Genomic DNA, 20338 nt, shown 5'->3' with positions numbered 1-20338 from the left:
ACCTGTTATTTGCTGGGAGCATGTCTCACTACGATTTCCTTCTGGCCCTTTTCGATCTTTGCGCCGATCATCAAACCCAGGATGCTGTACAATTTATCTGCCTCTGTTGCTGTTATCCTGCCTGAAACCCGTACCTCTGAAAACCTGCCTGGCTGCACAATGCGTACAGGTAATTTTGAAACCACCTGAAGCAGCACAGCAAGCTCATCGATCCCGGTCCCATCAAAGCGGTAGTTACCTGTTGATAAACCTTCAGAAAGGGCCGCACTAAACCTCAGTTTTTTAAAACTTCCGCGTTGAAGGCGCACTGCCTCGCCAGCCATGAGGCTAACTGAAGCGGCAGAACGATGAACCTTAACCAACCCGGTCTTTACCAGAACCATTTGCTCCTGCAGCCCGTCATAAATATGAAATGAGGTTCCCAGCACACTTACCTGCATATTGTTCATTTTTATGCTGAAGGGCTTCCTGCTTCCGGAGACGTCTTGTTCTTTTTTCACCTCAAAAAATGCGTTTCCCTGAAGGATGACGTTTCGCCCATGCGGATCAAATTCACTTGGATAAGACAGCCGGGCTCCCGGCTCGAGCCATACCTCAGAACTATCCGGAAGCAGTATCCTGCGGGTTTTGCTGTTTTCTGACACCACAACCGAAATCCAGTGCTCTTTTCGACCTGCACGGTACAGCAGTACGCAGCATGCAAGCAGACACAGGACAGCTGCATAACCAAGGTAGCGTAGGAAACGTGTCCTTCCGTGCCCTGCCTTTTCCGGTAGCGCAGCAGCCTTTTTTATACGTTGCCAGACCCGGTCATCCGGCTCGGCGTGAATAGCTAGCTGTAATCTGCTGGCAACCGACTTCAGTTTGTAGTAAAGCAGGCGGTTGGTCTCACTTGCGTTAAGCCAGGCAAGTACTTTCTCATTTTCCTCAGGGCTTGTCTGCTGATCGATAAATCTGGTGAGGAGCAGAAAGTCTGGTTCGTTTGGTTCCATTTCGGGTCGTATACCATTCTTGACGTGGAAACTTCTGTTTCTACGTATAAAAAAACCCGGAAAAGTTCCGGGCTCCCCATTTATGTGGATTGGTTGATTAGAGAAAAAAGAATAGGCTCACGTTCCTTAGTGCAACTCTTAGCTGCCTGACCGCTTTATACAGATGTGTTTCTACTGTCCGGGTTGAAATTCCCAACTCGTCGGAAATCTGCTTCGCACGCTTTCCCTCAACGTAACGGCATTCCATAATCTGGCGGCATTTATCCGGAAGCGATTGCAAAGCGGCTGCGAGCCGCTTATCGCGTTGCTCGGCTTCAAGTAAGATTTCGTTTTTTTCGGTTTCGTTGTCAAACTCAGCTTCAGCAAGTTTAATCAACATTTCCCGGTTCCTGTCTTCGGTATGCCGCTTTCTTACCAGGTCGATGTATTTGTTCTTTATTGCCCGGTATACATAGGCTTCCAGCGTCAGGCCGATAGTAAGCTTGCCACATTTCTGAAGCAACTGTACAAATACGTCCTGCACGAGGTCTTCAGCCGCATCACGTTCTACATAACGTGCAGCGAAAGACACCAGCTTGGCATAATGCTGCGTAAAAAGCATTTTCACTGCTGCTTCGGTAAGCGTTCCTGTATCAATCATGCTGATTCAGAAGAGGTTTATAATCGGTTCCTCATCGAATCTAAGCAGAAAAATATGGCGTTTAGCAATCAGCAGTGCGCAAACGTTTGACTAAAAAGTTGCTGATTTTCAGACCGTGCTGTTGAAAAATCACCGTCCCTTGAAATCAAAGACGTAAATCGTAATCAGGTGTTATGAAATAAGGAACGCGAGCGCTGTCCTCAATTAACCGCAGGTTATTACCAGCAAACTCAAACGTTTGCGTAACAAGATAGCGCTGAGATAAATTGTAGTGATAAAATGCAAATTAGCGGGGGCTGCCAAAATCCTGAGTCCAGTAGTTGCCGGCACGGCCTGCACCCATTTCTTTGAACTTTGCGCTCATCATATTTTTGCAGTGACCCTCACTGTTTAACCAGGAATTGAAAACTTCCGTTTCGTTCCGCTGACCCAGTGCAATATTTTCGCCTACGGCTGACCAGACATAGCCTGCCTGCGTAATCCGTGTTCCGAGGGTACGGCCGTCGGCTGATGTGTGGTCAAAAAAGTTGTTGCGAAGCATATCCTTGCTATGGTTCAGGGCGGCTGAAGCAAGCAGGTCATTCCACTTTAGAGGAGCAACAGGCGGCATGGTTGTCTGTCCGCATTTGCATCCGCTGGCTCTGATCTCGTTCACCTTATTCAGTAGCACCGACTTGTTCAGGTTGATATCCATATCAGGCTCGGGATTGTCTGCCCTTATCTCTGCCTTTGCGCAGGCCAGCAACATAGTACATAACGCCGCGCCCCATAATACAACACTTCTCATATATTAAATCGAACAACTTTAATGCCATGCAAAAAAAAGGCCGCCCGATGTCTCAGGCGGCCTTCTTGTCTGCGGTCAGCTTATTATTCTATGCTGCCCTTTTCTTCTTTTTGCTTTTTATCTTTGCGCTGTTGAATCGAAATCTGTTCGTTTTCTTTGTTATAATCGATTTCTAGCACATCGCCTTCTGTCAGTTCGCCTTTAAGAATTTCTTCGGCAATCGGGTCTTCCAGATATTTTTGAATAGCTCGTTTTAACGGACGGGCACCGAAGTTACTGTCAAAACCTTTTTCTGCAATGTATTCTTTTGCATTGTCTGTAAGTCTGATCTCGTAACCAAGATTGTGTACGCGGCCAAACAACGATTTCAGTTCGATATCGATGATGTTGAAAATCTCGTCTTTTCCCAAAGAATTGAAGACCACGACATCGTCTACACGATTCAGGAATTCTGGAGCAAATGCACGTTTCAATGCATTTTCAATGACTCCTCTCGAATGTGCATCTGCCTGATTCATTTTTGCAGACGTTGAGAAACCAACGCCCTGACCAAACTCTTTCAACTGACGGGCACCGATATTCGAAGTCATAATGATGATCGTATTTCTGAAGTCGACTTTACGACCAAGGCTGTCGGTCAGCTGTCCTTCGTCCAGTACCTGAAGCAGAATGTTAAATACATCAGGATGCGCTTTCTCGATCTCATCAAGCAGGATTACTGCATATGGCTTGCGTCTGACTTTCTCAGTCAGCTGACCACCTTCTTCATATCCAACGTATCCCGGAGGCGCACCCACCAGTCGCGAAACTGCGAATTTCTCCATGTACTCGCTCATGTCAATCTGGATCAGCGAATCTTCACTGTCAAACATGAATCTGGCAAGTTCCTTAGCAAGTTCCGTTTTACCAACGCCGGTCGGTCCCAGGAAAATGAATGAGCCAATAGGTTTTTTTGGATCTTTCAATCCGGCGCGGGTACGCTGTATCGCTTTAGTAAGTTTTTTGATCGCATCGTTCTGACCAATAATCTTCTCGCCGATCTTATCATACATGTTAAGCAATTTCTGACTATCGGTCTGACCTACGCGCTGCACAGGAATCCCGGTCATCATTGCAACCACTTCGGCTACATTGTCTTCGCTGACTGTGTAACGTTTTGTCTTCGTTTCAGACTCCCACTCGGCTTTTGCCTTATCAAGCTGCTCAAGCAGATTTTTTTCAGTATCGCGAAGTTTAGCCGCCTCCTCATATTTCTGGCTGCGCACAACCTTGTTTTTCTCTACCTTGATATCTTCAATTTTTGCTTCGATATCAATGATATTTTGCGGAACATGAATATTGGTAAGGTGTACGCGGGATCCCGCTTCATCAAGCGCATCTATCGCCTTATCCGGCAGAAAACGATCTGAAATATAGCGCGAAGTAAGCGCTACGCAGGCCTGAATAGCTTCGTCTGTATAGGTTACACCGTGGTGTTCCTCATATTTATCCTTTATACGGGTAAGGATCTCGATGGTCTCCTCGGGTGAAGCCGGCTCTACCATTACCTTCTGGAAACGACGGTCAAGCGCGCCGTCTTTTTCTATGTACTGACGGTATTCGTCGAGCGTGGTCGCACCGATACATTGAATTTCACCTCTGGCAAGCGCCGGCTTGAACATATTTGAAGCATCCAGCGAACCTGATGCGCCACCTGCGCCGACAATTGTGTGAATTTCGTCAATGAACAGGATCACGTCTGTTGATTTCTCAAGCTCATTCATAACCGCCTTCATACGTTCTTCAAACTGTCCGCGGTATTTCGTACCTGCTACCAGCGAGGCAAGATCAAGGGTAACAACACGTTTGTTGAACAGCACCCTCGAAACCTTGCGCTGAACAATACGAAGGGCAAGTCCTTCTGCAATAGCAGACTTACCAACACCAGGTTCCCCGATCAGGATCGGATTGTTCTTTTTGCGCCTTGAAAGAATTTGTGAAACGCGTTCAATCTCTTTCTCACGCCCTACAATCGGATCAAGCCTGCCTTCTTCGGCAGCTTTCGTCAGGTCGCGGCCAAAATTGTCCAGGACCGGTGTTTTGGATTTAATATCAGACACTTTCTTCGGTGCCGAAAAACTCTCTTCCTCACGATAATCATCATCGCCGGTAGAGGCACTGCCCTGAGGGTCATCCCTGAATCCGTTTCTGTTCACTTCTACTTCCTGCTTGAAAATATCATAGGTAACGCTATACTGTAACAGAATCTGCGAGGCAATGTTATCATCATCACGAAGAATCGATAACAGCAGGTGTTCTGTTCCAATCAGGTCGCTTTTGAATATCTTTGCTTCCAGGTAAGTGATTTTTAATACTTTTTCTGCCTGTTTGGTAAGCGGAATGTTACCAAGATTGGCCGTTACTCCCGATGTTCCGCGAACGGCATCTTCGACCGAGCGCCTAAGCTTAGCCGTGTCTACCCCCAGAGATCGTAAGATTTTTATTGCCATGCCGTCGCCTTCCCTGATGAGACCAAGCAACAGATGTTCGGTTCCTATATAGTCGTGTCCCAGTCTCAGGGCTTCTTCCCTGCTAAAAGAGATCACGTCTTTAACCTGCGGTGAAAATTTAGCTTCCATATATACCTTTCTTAAACGGGGCGGCTCTAAACTAGAAATACTTTGCTATAGGCCAGCACCCTGTTTAGAACATTTTATCAACAATTGCGCCACAGCAGACGGCCTGGAGCGGTCCTGCCGCTATTACAGGTTAATTACAAGGCGCTGACCAAAATAGCCATTATGAAAAAAAATCAGGCAATTATGGCAGATAAAATATCTGAACAAAGCAGATATCTGCAAAAACGACCGCCCGGTTTCCCCTTGTGCGCTGCAGGTTGTAGTTGAATTTAAAAACACTCCCACAGGATATACGAAATCCGGGGCTCAATTGTTTCCTCTTTTACTCATAATTTAAGCATATTTGCCAAAAAACAAGAAACATGTCTGACGAAAAAATAATCTTTTCGATGGCGGGTCTGAATAAGATCTATCCGCCTCAAAAACAGGTTCTGAAGAACATCTATATATCTTTTTTCTATGGTGCCAAAATCGGCGTAATCGGTCTCAACGGCTCGGGAAAATCTTCCCTGCTCAAAATTATCGCGGGGCTGGATAAGTCTTACCAGGGCGATGTCGTCTTTTCACCCGGTTACTCGGTCGGCTATCTGGCGCAGGAGCCTGAGCTTGATGCTGAGAAGACTGTTCGTGAAGTTGTAGAAGAAGGCGTAGCCGAAATTACCGCCATCTTAAAGGAATACGAAGAGATTAACGAAAAGTTTGGACTCCCGGAAGTGTATGAAGATGCTGATGCGATGGACAAACTCATGGCCAGGCAGGGTGAACTGCAGGATAAGATTGATGCTGTGGGCGCCTGGGAACTTGACAACAAACTGGAACGCGCCATGGATGCTTTGCGCTGCCCGGATCCCGAAACTAAAATCGGTGTCCTTTCAGGCGGTGAGCGTCGTCGTGTGGCGCTTTGCCGGCTTCTGTTACAAGAGCCCGATGTACTTCTCCTGGATGAGCCTACCAACCACCTTGATGCAGAAAGTATCGACTGGCTTGAGCAGCATCTTCAGCATTATAAAGGAACGGTTATCGCTGTTACGCACGACCGGTACTTCCTTGACAACGTAGCGGGATGGATCCTTGAACTTGACCGCGGTGAAGGTATTCCATGGAAAGGAAATTATTCATCCTGGCTTGATCAGAAAGCGAAACGCCTGGCGCAGGAGGAAAAGACCGAGAGTAAACGCCAGAAAACGCTTGAGCGCGAACTCGAGTGGGTACGTATGGCCCCTAAGGCCCGCCATGCCAAATCTAAGGCAAGACTTAGCAATTATGAGAAGCTTGCCTCTGAGGAGACCAGAGACCGTGAAGAGAAACTGGAATTATTCATTCCGCCCGGACGCCGACTGGGTAACGTGGTCATTGAAGCGAATGGTGTTACCAAAGCGTATGGTGACCGTATTTTGTTCGAAAACCTGAGCTTTGCCCTTCCCCCTGCTGGAATCGTGGGAATTATTGGTCCTAACGGAGCAGGAAAGACTACGCTTTTCAGGTTAATTACCGGCCAGGAAACACCGGACGGCGGTACTTTCCGTGTCGGTGAAACAGTGGAGCTGGGATATGTAGACCAGATGCATGATGACCTCGACGCCAATAAGACAGTGTACGAAAATATAACAGACGGGCTGGACAACATCCAGTTGGGAAACAAGGCGGTGAATGGTCGTGCATATGTATCCAAGTTTAATTTCAACGGTGGCGACCAGCAGAAAAAGGTTGGTGTTTTATCCGGCGGAGAACGCAACCGTGTTCACCTTGCGATCACGTTAAAAAAAGGTGCCAACGTGCTGTTGCTCGATGAGCCTACCAACGATATCGATGTGAATACCCTGCGTGCCCTTGAAGAAGCGCTCGAAAACTTTGGAGGCTGTGCTGTTGTGATCAGTCACGATCGCTGGTTCCTGGACAGGATTTGTACACATATCCTCGCTTTTGAAGGCAATTCAGAGGTGTATTTCTTCGAAGGAAACTATTCCGATTACGAGGAAAACAGGAAGAAGCGTCTTGGTGATGTGACACCCCACCGCATCCGTTACAAGAAACTTGCTTAAAAATCTAACCAGCCTCCGGAGCAACCGGGGGCTTTTTTTTTGCCGTTTTAGAGTTGTTTAGGAACGGCTACATGCTGTTAGCTCCAAATTTGTTCAGTCGCATGGTGAAAGTCAGAATTACGTATTGTGTGATCTGAGCAGTCCGGATATCAGTAACCGAGTTTTCGGTTATGCTCCGCATCAGGTTGTTGGCCTGGTTCAGGATATCATAAGCATGAAGTGCCACAGTGGCCTGCCGGTTTTTAAGAAAGGCCTTTTGAATATGCGCATTGATAAGCAACGGATTTCCGGCATTAACCAGGAAACCTGAATAAAGGCTTTTTGAGGCATTCACGCCCGCAGAAAAGCCGTCATCCAGATAGGCATTTGCTGAAAAGTTAAACTGCCAGGTTTCGATGTTTCGCTCATTAGCAAAAAAGATCGCATATCTGTTGCTGCTGTAATCATAAAGCACGTTTGCCGAGAGGCCATAACGTTTACGGTTGTAAGAAAGGCTTACCGACTGTGCGAAATTTATACGTTCGTTACGCTTCATCTGATCATTCAGAAAAAAAACATTATTAGCAAGATTGACACTGCTCAATACCTGAACATTAAGCTGGTTGTACAGAAATGGCTGTGCATAAGACACCATGCCACCTACGTTATAATTTCCGCTCGTATTTTCAAACCTTGTTTCCTGTTTTAAACTGTTCAGGGTGTCTTTCACCAAAACCACATTGGCAGCAACCTGGTTCTGAACAAGGGCGCCGTTAAGCGAGAACATAAATGTACTACCTGTCTTCAAGCTGCTTACGTTGAAGCTGGCGTTGCCATTGTGACTGAAACTGGGCTTCAGATCGGGATTACCAATAATCACGTTCTGCAGGTTTCTTGCATCTGGGACGGGTTGTAACTGGTTAAATGCGGGCGCAGCACTTACACCGCTGTAGGCGAAGCTGAAATTTTTGTTGTCAGGCCAGGTATACCCGATGCGCGCAACCGGCGAAAAATTGAATTGGCGCTGATTTATTTTCCCTTCTCGTCCAATAAATTCGCTCGCCAGCAAACTGGGCTGCGCATTGATACCTATATTATAGGTAACTCTCGGCGACTGGTACCTGTAGTTCACAGCTGCATGATGTGCAAGAAACAGTGACGAGTATAATGAACTTAATGAATCGACAAGGCTGCTGTTCCAGCTATCGGTCCCGGCACGGGTCTGAAAACGCGTGTATGTATTGCTCATAGACAAGCCATAAGAAAAGTCTATGTTCTCCTTTACCAGCGAATCAAGGCCCGCCTTCAGGGGGTAGCTGTAACGTACCTCAGCCGACACATTTGAGCTGTGGTTGCGTGTATCGATAACGCGGTTAAGAATCGAATCCTTGACCGGAGCACCGGTATACCTGTCGTAATAGCCTATATTGTTGAATACCTCCTCGCTGCTTTTGCTCAGGCCGCTGTTGCCGGAAAGACTGACAGAAAATGATCGGCCGGGAACCCGCGTTCTCCGTGCCCAGATCATGCTTCCGTTGATAGCCGGAGAGCGGAAATTACCGTTGTTGTTAGTGAGCAGATCCTGCCTGATAATACCACGCTGAACCGAGTTAACCTGGATGTTGTTATCGCGGTCAACAAATGACCCATTAAGTGAAGACTGGAAATAGGCCTTTTTAGTAACTGACTGAACATTCACGTTGAGGTTATGTGTATCTGCCTCGGCGCGGTTCTCGTTGCCGCTTTCGTTAATGATCGTGCCGATGGTATTGACTGTTTCTACGTAGGTATCCTGTCTTGTGCGGTTGTGGCTTTGATTGAGCCGGTAATTGGCGCTGGCACTAAGTCCTTCCTGGATCTTATTACGCATATTAAGACTCAACTGCCTGTTTTCGTTAAACCCGGTACGGTTGTCGGTGCTGCTCACGGCTCCATTAAGGCCTATCTGCTTGTCATCCTGCCAGAGGTTGCCGCTTGCATTCAGCCCAAGCTTACGGTTCGTTCCGCCAGAGGTATTGATGTTACCAAAGTTGCCTTTATTCAGGTTGGGTTTGGTAACCAGATTCAGCAGCTTGACCGGCTCGCCTGTTTTAACGCCGGTAAAATTAGCTTCATCTCCATAATCCTCGATTACCTGGACCCGCGCTATAATGGCCGCCGGCAGCTGTCTAACAAATTCTTTGACATCATTGGTAAAAAAGTCTTCACCGTTTACACGCAGCCGGGTTAATGGCTGCCCCATTGTCGATACGTTCCCCTGCTCATCTACCCTGATCCCCTGCATTTGTTTAAGCAGATCAGAGACCACATCATTCTGCCGTATGGTGTACGCAGCCGCGTTGTACTCGATCGTATCTTTCATAATACGGACCGGGTTCAGCCTGGCCTTCACCTCAACATCTTTTAGCTGTGTAAACTTATTCTGCAGGATTATGGGGTTAAGCATCACATTCCGCTCCCCTTCTTTAAATGTGTATGCCGCTTTAAGAATACGGTAGCCAATGCTTTCAAAAATGAGTCCAATGTGCTGCGTGTTTATTCCGCGGATGCTGAATTCCCCGTCATTGTTTGTTACACCAATGAGTGTGTCAGTACCCGAAATGACTTTTACATTGGCGCCGGGAACCGCATTCTTCAAAGAGTCGATCAGACTGCCGCTTAACCGGTGGGTTGTTTGTGCCCGCAGGACCATCGCCGAAAGGCATAAGAGGGCGAATGAAAGCAGAATGGCTTTCAGCAGGAATAGATAGCCGTAAAACTGAATTCTTATCGGCATTCGCGGGTAGCTGCGAGTTTACTGCTGTTTTGGTTCCGGCCGTGGCCCTCTTTTGTAGATCACCAGACCATTCAAAAAGTTACGCAAGATCTGGTCTTTACATGGCTTGAAGTTCGGATGATCATCGTTCCTGAACATATCGCCCAATTCAGATTTAGTCGCTTTAAAATTGACAAGCGACAGAATATGAACAATATCATCTGTAGTTAGCGACAGGGCTACCCGCAGTTTCTTCAGGATATCATTATTACTCATAGTTTATAGTTATGTTATCGGCAGATCAGTCGTGTCCCTGAGCGAAACCGCCTAACCGGCAATTTCAAAACGGATACGTTTATTTTTAATCTTCTCATGTTGCACTGACCGCAGCAATTTAGAAACTTTATTCCTTTTAACGGCAACAAAAGACATTTGGTCTTTCACTTCGATCATGCCGATATCTTCTTTATTCAATCCGCCTTTGCCGATAAAAAATCCCACCAGATCCGTTTTGCTTAGTTTATCTTTTTTTCCGGCAGAAGCGTAAACGGTTTCCCACTCGGGCGGCGCAGGTTGTACAGGGTCTGCAGACACAGAAACCGCTTCGGCGCCGACGTCCATCCACCGCGGCAGCGCTTCATCCGTAAACAGAAGATAGACCCTTCCTGCGGCACACATCCTGGCGGTACGTCCGTTTCGATGTATGAAGGCATCTTTTGTTACAGGAAGCTGGTAATGAATAACAGCGGCAACTTCCGGAATGTCCAGGCCGCGCGCTGCCAGATCTGTGGTGATTAAAATTCGAACGGTGCCATTTCTGAAACGGGCCAGACTCAATTCACGGTCCTGCTGCTCCATCTTTCCGTGAAACAAAGCATAGGGCATACCGGCGTCGCCGAGCCAGCCCCCTACTTTTGCAGCCATCTCCCGGTGATTTACAAAAACCACAACAGGTTCATGCCCGGTCTGACAAAGTAACGAGTATAAGGCCTCCATTTTTTCTTCCGGCGCAGCCGAGACGCTCAGGTATTGCAGATCAGGCTGAACAGCGTTCTCTGAAAGAAAATCTACGGTCAGTCCCTGCCGGAAGCCGATAAAACCCGGTATCTCAATACCATGTGTGGCCGATGTCAAAAAACGCTGCGAAATCTGCGGCAGTGAGCTCGTAATGAGCGAAATTTCATCATGGAAGCCGAGTTCTAAAGACTTATCAAACTCATCAAGAACAAGGGTACGCAGATTTTCTGTTGATAAATTGCCTTCACGAATGTGAAACGCAACCCGCCCCGGCGTACCGATCAGTAAGGCCGGTTGTTCGCGCAGAACATTAAGTTCAGTCGACATTTGATGACCGCCGTAAAAAACGGCATGTTTATACCCCGTTCGCAGACTTCGGAAGACCTCTCCGATCTGAATAGCCAGTTCGCGCGATGGGACGAGGATCAGTGCCTGCACACCTTTCATACCTGGAACCAACAGCCTGCAAACCGGCAGCAGGAAGGCTATGGTTTTCCCCGAACCTGTAGGCGACAGCACCAGCAGGTCCTGCCCTTTGACAAAGGCAGCCAGGCTACGCTCCTGCAAACTGTTCAGGCTTTGTATGCCCAGCCGGGTAAGTGCTTCCTTAAACTCCATGAGCAAAGGTAGCAGTTTCTGCCGTAGATCGCCTTACCTGCCGAAATGACGACTAAAAAACCTTCTGTAACGTTCCATCCGGTGCAACATTTGTCCGCGCCGGTTAAACCAGCGTTTCAATTTTCTCACAGGTGTTGATACGCGCTCCTGCAGCATATCAGGAACTTCTGACAACTGCGCTCTGAAATCAATATTTCTGCCAGATCTGCTTCGCTGAAGCAACAGCATTTCGTTATAAAGTTGTGCATCCATAATTATCAGGGATTTGTTTTGTCCTTTAAAAAACGAACGGTTAGCTAAAAAAGTTTGCTACAACATGACAATGCATTATTTAGCGATTCTTTCCACAAACAGGCAACATAATCTAAAAAAGTTTGTTAACAGAGTTATTTGATCTTGCTTCCCCAATTTTAAACGATGAACAGACACACCTACAACACAGGAATTATAGGAAACTGCGCTTATCTTGCACATATAAATCAAAACACAAACATCGACTGGTTATGCTGGCCGCGTTTCGACAGCTCCTTCATATTTGGCGGCATGCTCGACAAAAAGAAGGGCGGCGAATTTTCGGTTTTACCTGATGAAGAGTATTTCAGCACCCAGTATTACCTGGAAAACACGAACGTCCTTTGTACGGAGATTACAACGACAAGCGGCAAATACCGCGTGACTGACTTTGCTCCGCGTTTCCATATGAATGAGCGGTATTTCAAACCCCTCATGCTGATACGCAAAATTGAGCCACTGGCTGGTAATCCGCGAATCTGTGTAACCTGTAAGCCAGTGGGAAACTACGGTGAAGCGCCGCTGAAAGAAAGCCGGGGCAGCAACCATATTGATTATTCGGGAACAGACGAAAATGTTCGCCTCAGCACAACGATTTCCCTTACATACATTCTTGACCAGAAGCATTTTGTTCTCAATGAAGATAAATATCTCATACTCACCTTCGACCAGGAGTTTCATGCGCCAATAAGCAGCACGGCAGAACGTTTTCTGCAGGAAACAACCCGCTACTGGAGAAACTGGGTGAAACATTCTTCAATAGCGCATTTCTTCCAGCAACACGTGATCCGCTCATCGTTGGTTTTAAAGATTCATCAGTACGAAGACACAGGCGCCATAATTGCTGCAAGCACAACCAGTTTGCCTGAATCACCCGGCAGTACCCGGAACTGGGATTACCGCTATTGCTGGATGCGCGACACATTTTATGTGCTCACCTCGCTTAACCACATTGGTCACTTTGAGGAAATGGAAAAGTATTTCAATTACATCACTAACATATCTTTTGATGACGAACTTCGTTACCAGCCATTATACGGAATAGGCGGCGAAAAAGAACTGATAGAGCGCCATCTGGACCACCTCGAAGGTTACCAGGGAAATCAGCCCGTGCGTATCGGCAACCAGGCCTATGAACACATTCAGAATGACATCTACGGGCAGGTACTGATTTCCATGCTGCCGCTTTATACCGACCACCGTTTTATCTTTGACGAACGCAAAGACTCACCACGCTGGCTCAATTACCTGCTTACCAAGATAGAGAACACGATCGACGAGAAAGATGCCGGTATCTGGGAATTCCGTAATATTGCGAACAGGCACTGCTACACAAACCTGTTTCAATGGGCCGGTGCGAATGCCGCGTTGAAAATGGCAAAAACCATTGGCAACCAAGATTTTGAGACCCGGGCCCAGGCATTGATCGATAAGGCGGCCGCGTATATTGAAGCCTGCTACGATCCTGAACGGAAAGTATACACCAACGCAATAGACAGTCCTTATCTTGACGCCAGCACCCTGCAGCTCATCATAATGAACTACCTCCCGCACGATTCGCAGCGCGCCAAAGACCACCTTATCGCCCTCGAAGCGCAGCTAAAGACAGAGAACGGTCTGTTTTACAGGTACCTGCATGAAGATGATTTTGGTAAACCGAAGGCAACCTTTTTGATCTGTGCTTTCTGGTATGTGGAAGCCCTGGCCTGCGTAGGCCGCGTTGATGAAGCCGTGAGGGAGTTTGAATCACTGCTAAAATACGCCAATCACCTGAAGCTGTTCAGCGAAGATGTAGACGAAAAAGATGGCAGCCAGTGGGGCAATTTCCCGCAGGCCTACAGCCATGTCGGCCTGATGAATGCAGCTTACCGCATTTCCATGAAACTGGATAAACCGATCTTCCTGTAAACTAGAGAAGCACGCCTTTCAGCACCAGAACAGCAACAGAAAAATAAATGACGATCCCGGTAACATCGACCATCGTGGCCACAAAAGGTGCGGAAGATGTTGCCGGGTCAAGTTTTAGCCGCTTCATGATAATTGGCATCATTGAACCGATCAGGCTCCCCCACAGTACAATACCCAGCAGCGTAAAAAATATCGTCGTTGCAATCAGGAACCAGTGGGTTCCATAATCGTACAGGTGAAGGTTCTGCCAGAGAATGATTCTCACAAAACCGATTGTGCCCAATATAATGCCCAGCAAAAGCCCCGAAACCAGCTCGCGACGCATCACACGCCACCAACCGGCAATTGTGACCTCGCCTAAAGCCATGGCCTGTATGATGAGTGTTGAGGCCTGCGAGCCGCTGTTTCCGCCGCTGCTCATGATAAGCGGGATAAAAAGAGAAAGCACGATTGCTTTTTGTAATTCGATTTCAAAATGCTGCATAGCTGTTGCAGTAAGCATTTCCCCCAGAAAAAGGACAATAAGCCAGCCCGCACGCTTTTTTACAAGACGCAAAATCGGAATATCGAGATAAGGCTCGTCAAGCGCCTCGGTACCGCCGATCTTCTGCATGTCTTCAGTATACTCTTCATTGGCGATCCAGAGAATATCGTCTACAGTAACAATACCCAACAGCACGTTATGCTCGTCGACAACGGGGAGCGCAACCCGGTTATTCATCCTGAACACATTAATGGCTTCTTCCTGGGGGGCATTGGCATCGAGCGCAATGAACCGGGTGTCCATGTGGTCTGAGATTCTGGAGTCAGGGTCGGCGAGCAGGATTTCTCTGATCCTGATGTCGTCCAGTAAAACACCATCTCTGTCAATTACGTAAACAACATCAATGGTTTCCGAATTTTTACCGTACCGGCGAATGTGGTTCAGCACACGTGCAATGGTCCAGTCGGGCTTAACAGCAATATAGTCTGGCGTCATAAGGCGCCCCACGCTGTAATCTTCATAACCCAATAGATTCAGCGCCTCTTCCCGCTCGTTTGCCGGCAGCGAAGCGATCATCTTTTTCACCTCATCTGCTTTAAGCTCTGCAAACAACGCCGTACGGTCATCCGGAGGCAGATCCTTGATGATCTGGTTAAGTTTGTTTCCCGATAATTTTTTGATAATACGTTCCTGCGTAGGAAAATCGAGGATACGGAAAACATTGACTGCCCGGTTCAGGCTAAGGGTTTCTATAAAGCGGGCGGCGTACTGCGGAAGTTCGTCGATGAGCTCCTCAACGTCAGATATATTCATCTCGTCAAGGTATCGCTTCAGCGCCCGCTCGTTATCACTATCAAGCAGTTCCTGAATCTCATCTACTACATACGCTTCCATATTTTGCCCTCCTTGCTTTACATGCTGATACCTCAATTATTTCGACTGCAAAAGTGGGTTTTTATTTTGAAAAAGGCAATTCAGCGCTGATCGGCATCGGCTGTTTTTTCTTACTGCCAGAAAGCGAAATATTTCGCACCTTTGATTCTTCGTCGTGCGCTCCGGTAATGGAGACCGATACTGATATCATTTTATGATCATGAACAGTTTACTTTTGGCTTTGAAAAAAAATGCCCTTCCGATATGTGCGTTAGCTTTTGCTTTTCTCACCTTTAGCAGCTGCGAAAAAAATACTGCCGAGGTTAAGGCTACCGAACAGGAAGCAATGGCCGTTGTTAGCCAGGCGTTCAGAACAGATAACGGCGGGCTCGCCTTTCAGGCTGGCATGGCTATGATGTTATCTGCCAGCCAGGCAAAGCCGGCAAACTGCGGACTAAAAAAAGATACAGTATTTACGGCCAGGACAACGGGAGCCGACGGCAGTCATGGCTACAACCTGAACTGGAGCAGGCTGCTCACCTGCAGCAGCAGCAACGTACCACTCAAATTCGACCATACCTTTAGCGGAACAACAAGCTTCGAAACAACGAATTTCGTGTCAGACGGCCAGACCACCGGTACCGCAACGGTCTTAGGGCTTGATGCCGGTACTGCTGAATATGTGGTAAGCCAGCGGTTTACGCAAAAAGGCAGCCAGCGCATCAAAGCCAGCCAGGTGTTGCTGCTGAGCAGCGACTTGCTTGTCGAAACCACAAACCTGCGGGTAAGTAAACTCGGTGGACAAATCATAGGCGGTACCGGAAGAGTAAGCATAACAGGCAGCAGTGCCACCGGAGCAGCCTTTGCGCATAGCGGCTCATTGTTGTTTACGGGCGGCAATACAGCAACCATCACGCTTGACGGCGGCGGCACGCATAAGATTAGCTGGTAACATCCCGATGGCATACACTGAATAAAGCTGCTTTGTTTTGAAAGCGGTGCCTGCAACACCGAACAACTGTAGTCCGGCTCTTCGCTGTAGCCTTCATGCTTCAGGGCTGCCGCTGCGATCCGGTTTATAAGGCAAGGCCTGTGCATAATAGCAACATAGCGACCGCCTCTTCCTGCATAAAACAGAGTAAAGCCCGCTTATTGTCCACCAATCGGTATTTTCTTCAAATTTTCGTTATAACGAGCGGCATTTTTATATATTTGCACGCCTGCTTCCGTAGTTCAATGGATAGAATGTCAGATTCCGGTTCTGATGATAGGGGTTCGAATCCCTTCGGGAGCACAGTAAAGCCTTGGATGAATAGTCTGAGGCTTTTTTTGTCGCTGCATCAAAACCTTTTCAGACAATTTCTGTTAGGTCTCCAAACCTGATCATATGACAAAGAAAATTACCCTATTTTTTGCGCTGGTGCTCGTAATGCTGGCCTTCGGATGTAAAAAAGATGAAATCGCAGACAACAAGGATCGCTTGTTAGGTCAGTGGGAATTGACCAACCTGGTGCAGATCGAGTACCTTAATGACCGGGAAACAGACCGTTCTGAAGATCGTGACGATGACCTGGTTTTTGATTTTGCCGCAAACGGCGGCGGGCGTGTCCTCTACGGGAGTGAAAACGAGACGGCACTTACCTGGGTGCTTGCCGAAGACCATCTAACCATGAAGTTTGACGGCGAAACATACCTCTTTTCTATCAGAAATCTGAACAACAGCGAAATGACTCTTGTTAGTGAGGAAACCCGAAACAGTTCGCAGGGTATAAAGCGTGACGTAATGGAGCTCTACTTAAGAAAGCGATAATCGCAATAAGCGGTTTACGCAGGCACATCAGCCGCCTCCTCTTCGTCAGGATTAAATCGCTTATACATTTCCATATCAAAAAAAGAAACCGAATTGATTTTGTCGACCTTCAGCACGAGGTCCGTTTTCAATTCGGTTTCATTTTTTACCGAACCGTCAGCAATGTAAGAGGCATAAACAGTCAGATACTGGGTTGTAAAGATCAATTCCTTTGCTTCATTTCTATAACCGCTCAGCGCCGGGGTTATCCGGATATAGTTAGTTGTAAATGGTTTCGGAAGCTCTTTGACCCAACCGATATAAACCTTGCCGCTGTCCATGGTAAATTGCAGCAGATGCCGATCAAAAAACGACGTGCTCATAAGCAATTCAAACTCATTCCCAGCCTTTTTAAGCGAATTGCGGATGGCCTTTTTTCTGTCAACAAACAGGTTTGCTATTTCCGTACCGGCAACAGCGGCTACCAGCGACAGACTGGTTGTACCGAAGTAAGCAGACTTTACGGGCATCAGGGCTCCGAGGTCTTTGATCAGCACCGGAAAAAAATAATTGGCAACAGCCCTTAGCAAAAAACAGACAACCAGCAGGATAATACCGGCAAAGGCGGAATTGAGCAAAATACGCTGACTTTCGAGTCTGTATTGGATATACCTAAGATATTCAAACCGGATGAGAATGTAATAACCGCCAACAAGGGGAAAAAGCAGGAGGTTAAAAGGCATAAAATTATTTTTTATGCTTTTCCTTTACTATTTTTTTGAATACGTTCGACTCCATGATCGAGCTGATCATTTGCTGAATTTTCGGCTGATTAAAGAAATCGGGAGCGTTAATAAAAAGTTTCCCGCTGCTATCAGACTGAATAATTTGATCGATATCGGTTTTTTCGCTCATACACCAAATGTACTTATTATTAACTTGAAAAACAACCAAATAACAAACAATTAAACACCCTGAATATGTTTTGCAGGGCAGTCTTTTACGTGGCGTTACCGGTTGCGCCGGCAGGCAGGTTCTTATAACCCCATTCTGATAAAAGGTTAAGAACCGGCAGCAAATCTGTACTTCTCTCAGTAAGTTCATATTCTACCCGCGGCGGAACTTCCGGATATACAATCCTTCTGACCAGGCCGTCAAGTTCCAGTTCCCTCAGGTGTTTAACAAGCATTCTTTCAGAGACCCGCGGTATGCCCTTCCGGAGCGCGCTGTACCGCTGCCGGCCGTCGGTCAGACTGTAGAGGATAGCCGGTTTCCACCGCCCGCCTATCATGCTGAGTGCATTCACCATGCCGCAGTTTTTTGTCAGTGCGTCTATATTTAAACTGTTTGTAGAACTTTCCTTTCTCATTTCTTACCGTTTTGTAAGCACCTAACAATTTGATCAGTACCAGCAAAAATACCTACGATGAGATAGATTTGAGCATGAAAAAGTTAAAAAACAAACATGCATTTGTTACCGGCGGCAGTCGCGGTATCGGTGCCGGGATTGCATTGCGGCTTGCCAGGGAGGGTGCGAATGTTACAATTACATACCAGCACTCAGCGCAGGCAGCTGAACAGCAGGCACAGTTGTTACGTGACTCGGGTGCACGTGCACTCGCACTCCGCGCCGACAGCAACGATCCGCAGGCGGTTAGGGCTGCCGTCCAGCAGGCTGTGCAGCATTTAGGAACCATAGACATTCTCGTAAATAACGCGGGAATCGCTTTTTACGACGACTTCATGCAGCTCAGCCTTGAACAGTTCGAGCTGATCGTCGGGGTAAACATCCGCAGCGTATTTGTCGCCTCGCAGGCAGTTTTGGAGCAGATGCAGGCAGGCGGCCGGATCATTCACATCGGCAGCTGCCAGGCCAACCGTATTCCCCATCCGGGCGGCTCGCTGTATGCCATGACCAAAAGTGCACTCGCTGGCCTCACAAAAGGAATGGCCAGAGACTTAGGTCCAAGAAAAATAACCGTCAACATCGTACATCCCGGCCCTGTAGATACCGATATGAACCCGGCAAACGGTCCCATGGCGGCGGGACAAATCGACCTGATGGCCCTTGATCGTTTTGGTTCTGTTGAAGACATCGCTGCACTGGTGGCTTACCTCGCCGGCGCGGAAAGCGGGTATGTTACGGGGGCAGAGTTTACCATAGATGGCGGTACAAATTGTTAATTTCATCAAGCTGCCGGCGGAAGCTTGCTAGAGCATCATAAAGCGCCGCCGGCATGTTTGTTACGCGTCCCTTTTTCTTATCTTCGGGGGATGAACAATTTCTACAAAAACTATAGCGGTATAATTTTGCTGCTGGCCGGCATTTTACTTGGCAGCATCGCCGGTTTGGTTTTTGGTAAAGACGTGGTTGTACTGAAGCCTATAGGCGATATCTTTCTGAACCTGCTCTTTACAGCGGTGATTCCGCTCGTGTTTTTCTCTGTTGCTTCGGCCATTGCGGGGATAAGCCAGACAAACAAACTCAGCCGCATGATGGGTATCATGGCCATTGTGTTCGTGGCAACTGTTCTGATATCAGCTTTTCTTACCATTATGGCTGTGCGGCTGTTTCCAATTCATGAACAGCTGCAGGCGCTAAAAATTACCGAAAAGATCGACGAAAAACCATTCGCAGACCAATTGACTCAACTGTTCACTACTGATGAGTTTTACCAGCTTCTTTCAAGGCGAAGCATGCTGGCCATGATCATATTTTCGGTACTGATCGGGTTTGCCACGCTACGCGCAGGAAATAAGGCGAGTGGTTTTGTACGCTTCCTGAATGAGGGCAATGAAGTTTTCAAACATGTCTTTATCCTGATCATGAAGCTGGGGCCCGTCGGACTGGGCGCCTATTTTGCCTATCAGGTGGGCGTGTTTGGTCCGCAGTTATTTGGCGCTTACGCCCGGTCACTCGGACTATATTACGGGTTTGGTATTTTTTATTTTTTCGCGCTCTTCAGTGTCTATGCATTTGTGGCCGGCGGGGTCAGGGGTTTTAGACGTTACTGGACCAATAACATCGTGCCCTCGGCTACAGCGATCGGCACATGCAGCAGCATTGCGAATATTCCGGCAAATCTTGATGCCGCAAAAAAAATGGGCGTTCCCGATTATATCACCAATGTAGCGGTGCCCCTTGGAGCCACCCTGCATAAAGATGGTTCAAGCATTTCCTCCATCGTAAAAATGGCTGTCGTGTTTGCACTTTTCGGGAGGGATTTCAACAGCGTCGATGCCATTCTGCTTGCCCTGGGCATGACCGTGCTGGTCAGCATTGTGGAAGGTGGCATACCAAACGGCGGTTATGTAGGTGAACTGCTGTTCATATCGGCTTACGGTTTTCCGCCGGAGGCGTTACCCCCTGCCATGATCATCGGAACGCTTGTAGACCCGCTTGCAACTCTTTTGAACTCAACCGGGGATACAGTCGCAGCCATGCTCGTTGCGCGGTTCACCGAAGGCAAAAATTGGATGGACCTGAAAGCAGCGCCGGAAGCAAGTACATAAAAAAGCCCCCTCGCTTAGAGGAGGCATAAGCA

Annotated in this window: 18 protein-coding genes and 1 tRNA gene; 7 read left to right on the top strand and 12 right to left on the bottom strand. The window is 47.6% G+C overall.

Features of this window, described 5'->3' with window-relative positions; all coding sequences use genetic code 11:
• Positions 1–5: 5 nt before the first annotated feature.
• The 4 genes from EJV45_RS14785 to EJV45_RS14770 form a co-directional block, all read right to left on the bottom strand.
• On the bottom strand, positions 6–992 hold the full coding sequence (locus EJV45_RS14785) for a FecR family protein (protein WP_129716698.1): 987 nt from the start codon (positions 990–992) through the stop codon (positions 6–8).
• 97 nt (positions 993–1089) lie between these two features.
• Positions 1090–1632: an RNA polymerase sigma-70 factor gene (locus EJV45_RS14780; protein WP_129716696.1), complete on the bottom strand. Its 543-nt coding sequence runs from the start codon at positions 1630–1632 to the stop codon at positions 1090–1092.
• A 286-nt stretch (positions 1633–1918) separates the two neighbouring features.
• The gene (locus tag EJV45_RS14775; protein ID WP_129716694.1) at positions 1919–2419 is read right to left on the bottom strand and encodes a CAP domain-containing protein; all 501 of its coding nucleotides are present in this window, start codon (positions 2417–2419) and stop codon (positions 1919–1921) included.
• A gap of 83 nt (positions 2420–2502) precedes the next feature.
• Positions 2503–5037, bottom strand: coding sequence for an ATP-dependent Clp protease ATP-binding subunit (locus EJV45_RS14770; RefSeq protein ID WP_129716692.1), 2535 nt, complete (start codon positions 5035–5037; stop codon positions 2503–2505).
• 362 nt (positions 5038–5399) lie between these two features.
• Here EJV45_RS14770 and ettA point away from each other — a divergent pair, with 362 nt between their 5' ends.
• Positions 5400–7079 (top strand): energy-dependent translational throttle protein EttA, encoded by a 1680-nt coding sequence (gene ettA, locus EJV45_RS14765; RefSeq protein ID WP_129716689.1) that lies wholly within the window; start codon positions 5400–5402, stop codon positions 7077–7079.
• Positions 7080–7146: 67 nt separating this feature from the next.
• Here the strand turns inward: ettA and EJV45_RS14760 are convergent, their stop codons facing one another.
• The 4 genes from EJV45_RS14760 to EJV45_RS14745 are packed head-to-tail and all read right to left on the bottom strand — an operon-like array spanning position 7147 to position 11700.
• Positions 7147–9834: an outer membrane beta-barrel protein gene (locus tag EJV45_RS14760; protein WP_129716687.1), complete on the bottom strand. Its 2688-nt coding sequence runs from the start codon at positions 9832–9834 to the stop codon at positions 7147–7149.
• 18 nt (positions 9835–9852) lie between these two features.
• Positions 9853–10089: a DUF1456 family protein gene (locus tag EJV45_RS14755; RefSeq protein WP_129716685.1), complete on the bottom strand. Its 237-nt coding sequence runs from the start codon at positions 10087–10089 to the stop codon at positions 9853–9855.
• 51 nt (positions 10090–10140) lie between these two features.
• Complete coding sequence (locus EJV45_RS14750) at positions 10141–11448, bottom strand: DEAD/DEAH box helicase (RefSeq protein ID WP_129716683.1); 1308 nt, start codon at positions 11446–11448, stop codon at positions 10141–10143.
• A 33-nt stretch (positions 11449–11481) separates the two neighbouring features.
• A complete protein-coding gene (locus EJV45_RS14745) occupies positions 11482–11700 on the bottom strand; it encodes a hypothetical protein (protein ID WP_129716681.1) in 219 nt (72 codons plus the stop codon).
• 165 nt (positions 11701–11865) lie between these two features.
• On the opposite strand from EJV45_RS14745, the gene EJV45_RS14740 reads away from it, so the two are divergent.
• Positions 11866–13647 (top strand): glycoside hydrolase family 15 protein, encoded by a 1782-nt coding sequence (locus tag EJV45_RS14740; RefSeq protein WP_129716679.1) that lies wholly within the window; start codon positions 11866–11868, stop codon positions 13645–13647.
• A gap of 1 nt (position 13648) precedes the next feature.
• On the opposite strand, the gene mgtE is transcribed toward EJV45_RS14740, so the two are convergent.
• Positions 13649–15025 (bottom strand): magnesium transporter, encoded by a 1377-nt coding sequence (gene mgtE / locus EJV45_RS14735; protein WP_129716677.1) that lies wholly within the window; start codon positions 15023–15025, stop codon positions 13649–13651.
• Between the two features lie 199 nt (positions 15026–15224).
• On the opposite strand from mgtE, the gene EJV45_RS14730 reads away from it, so the two are divergent.
• The 3 genes from EJV45_RS14730 to EJV45_RS14720 all read left to right on the top strand — a co-directional run bounded on the left by EJV45_RS14730 (position 15225) and on the right by EJV45_RS14720 (position 16814).
• A complete protein-coding gene (locus tag EJV45_RS14730; RefSeq protein ID WP_129716675.1) occupies positions 15225–15956 on the top strand; it encodes a hypothetical protein in 732 nt (243 codons plus the stop codon).
• Between the two features lie 270 nt (positions 15957–16226).
• Positions 16227–16298: transfer RNA gene (locus tag EJV45_RS14725), tRNA-Arg, on the top strand.
• Between the two features lie 93 nt (positions 16299–16391).
• Complete coding sequence (locus tag EJV45_RS14720; RefSeq protein WP_129716672.1) at positions 16392–16814, top strand: lipocalin family protein; 423 nt, start codon at positions 16392–16394, stop codon at positions 16812–16814.
• 14 nt (positions 16815–16828) lie between these two features.
• Here EJV45_RS14720 and EJV45_RS14715 read toward each other — a convergent pair whose 3' ends face one another.
• From EJV45_RS14715 to EJV45_RS14710, 3 genes are all read right to left on the bottom strand, one after another.
• The gene (locus EJV45_RS14715; RefSeq protein ID WP_129716670.1) at positions 16829–17536 is read right to left on the bottom strand and encodes a hypothetical protein; all 708 of its coding nucleotides are present in this window, start codon (positions 17534–17536) and stop codon (positions 16829–16831) included.
• Positions 17537–17540: 4 nt separating this feature from the next.
• The gene (locus tag EJV45_RS19575; RefSeq protein WP_205942395.1) at positions 17541–17708 is read right to left on the bottom strand and encodes a hypothetical protein; all 168 of its coding nucleotides are present in this window, start codon (positions 17706–17708) and stop codon (positions 17541–17543) included.
• 85 nt (positions 17709–17793) lie between these two features.
• A complete protein-coding gene (locus EJV45_RS14710) occupies positions 17794–18162 on the bottom strand; it encodes a helix-turn-helix domain-containing protein (protein WP_129716668.1) in 369 nt (122 codons plus the stop codon).
• 74 nt (positions 18163–18236) lie between these two features.
• Here EJV45_RS14710 and EJV45_RS14705 point away from each other — a divergent pair, with 74 nt between their 5' ends.
• Together EJV45_RS14705 and EJV45_RS14700 are read left to right on the top strand one after the other, a co-directional pair.
• Positions 18237–18977, top strand: a complete 741-nt coding sequence (locus EJV45_RS14705; RefSeq protein WP_129716666.1) for an SDR family NAD(P)-dependent oxidoreductase — start codon at positions 18237–18239, stop codon at positions 18975–18977.
• A gap of 90 nt (positions 18978–19067) precedes the next feature.
• Positions 19068–20306 (top strand): dicarboxylate/amino acid:cation symporter, encoded by a 1239-nt coding sequence (locus EJV45_RS14700; RefSeq protein WP_129716664.1) that lies wholly within the window; start codon positions 19068–19070, stop codon positions 20304–20306.
• Positions 20307–20338 lie beyond the last annotated feature (32 nt).

This window comes from Pedobacter sp. SYP-B3415 (genome assembly GCF_004138205.1).
In the GTDB taxonomy this organism is placed as follows: domain Bacteria; phylum Bacteroidota; class Bacteroidia; order Sphingobacteriales; family Sphingobacteriaceae; genus Pedobacter.
The sequence above is the reverse complement of the archived record's forward strand: the minus strand, read 5'-3'. Positions and strand labels throughout refer to the sequence as shown.

Excerpts from the sequence above, each read along its gene's own strand:
- mgtE (WP_129716677.1), bottom strand. The coding sequence starts at position 15,025 with ATGGAAGCGTATGTAGTAGATGAGATTCAGGAACTGCTTGATAGTGAT.
- EJV45_RS14785 (WP_129716698.1), bottom strand. The coding sequence starts at position 992 with ATGGAACCAAACGAACCAGACTTTCTGCTCCTCACCAGATTTATCGAT.
- ettA (WP_129716689.1), top strand. The coding sequence starts at position 5,400 with ATGTCTGACGAAAAAATAATCTTTTCGATGGCGGGTCTGAATAAGATC.
- EJV45_RS14710 (WP_129716668.1), bottom strand. The coding sequence starts at position 18,162 with ATGAGAAAGGAAAGTTCTACAAACAGTTTAAATATAGACGCACTGACA.
- EJV45_RS14720 (WP_129716672.1), top strand. The coding sequence starts at position 16,392 with ATGACAAAGAAAATTACCCTATTTTTTGCGCTGGTGCTCGTAATGCTG.
- EJV45_RS14700 (WP_129716664.1), top strand. The coding sequence starts at position 19,068 with ATGAACAATTTCTACAAAAACTATAGCGGTATAATTTTGCTGCTGGCC.
- EJV45_RS14750 (WP_129716683.1), bottom strand. The coding sequence starts at position 11,448 with ATGGAGTTTAAGGAAGCACTTACCCGGCTGGGCATACAAAGCCTGAAC.
- EJV45_RS14780 (WP_129716696.1), bottom strand. The coding sequence starts at position 1,632 with ATGATTGATACAGGAACGCTTACCGAAGCAGCAGTGAAAATGCTTTTT.
- EJV45_RS14755 (WP_129716685.1), bottom strand. The coding sequence starts at position 10,089 with ATGAGTAATAATGATATCCTGAAGAAACTGCGGGTAGCCCTGTCGCTA.
- EJV45_RS14730 (WP_129716675.1), top strand. The coding sequence starts at position 15,225 with ATGAACAGTTTACTTTTGGCTTTGAAAAAAAATGCCCTTCCGATATGT.
- EJV45_RS14715 (WP_129716670.1), bottom strand. The coding sequence starts at position 17,536 with ATGCCTTTTAACCTCCTGCTTTTTCCCCTTGTTGGCGGTTATTACATT.
- EJV45_RS19575 (WP_205942395.1), bottom strand. The coding sequence starts at position 17,708 with ATGAGCGAAAAAACCGATATCGATCAAATTATTCAGTCTGATAGCAGC.
- EJV45_RS14740 (WP_129716679.1), top strand. The coding sequence starts at position 11,866 with ATGAACAGACACACCTACAACACAGGAATTATAGGAAACTGCGCTTAT.
- EJV45_RS14745 (WP_129716681.1), bottom strand. The coding sequence starts at position 11,700 with ATGGATGCACAACTTTATAACGAAATGCTGTTGCTTCAGCGAAGCAGA.
- EJV45_RS14770 (WP_129716692.1), bottom strand. The coding sequence starts at position 5,037 with ATGGAAGCTAAATTTTCACCGCAGGTTAAAGACGTGATCTCTTTTAGC.
- EJV45_RS14705 (WP_129716666.1), top strand. The coding sequence starts at position 18,237 with ATGAAAAAGTTAAAAAACAAACATGCATTTGTTACCGGCGGCAGTCGC.
- EJV45_RS14760 (WP_129716687.1), bottom strand. The coding sequence starts at position 9,834 with ATGCCGATAAGAATTCAGTTTTACGGCTATCTATTCCTGCTGAAAGCC.
- EJV45_RS14775 (WP_129716694.1), bottom strand. The coding sequence starts at position 2,419 with ATGAGAAGTGTTGTATTATGGGGCGCGGCGTTATGTACTATGTTGCTG.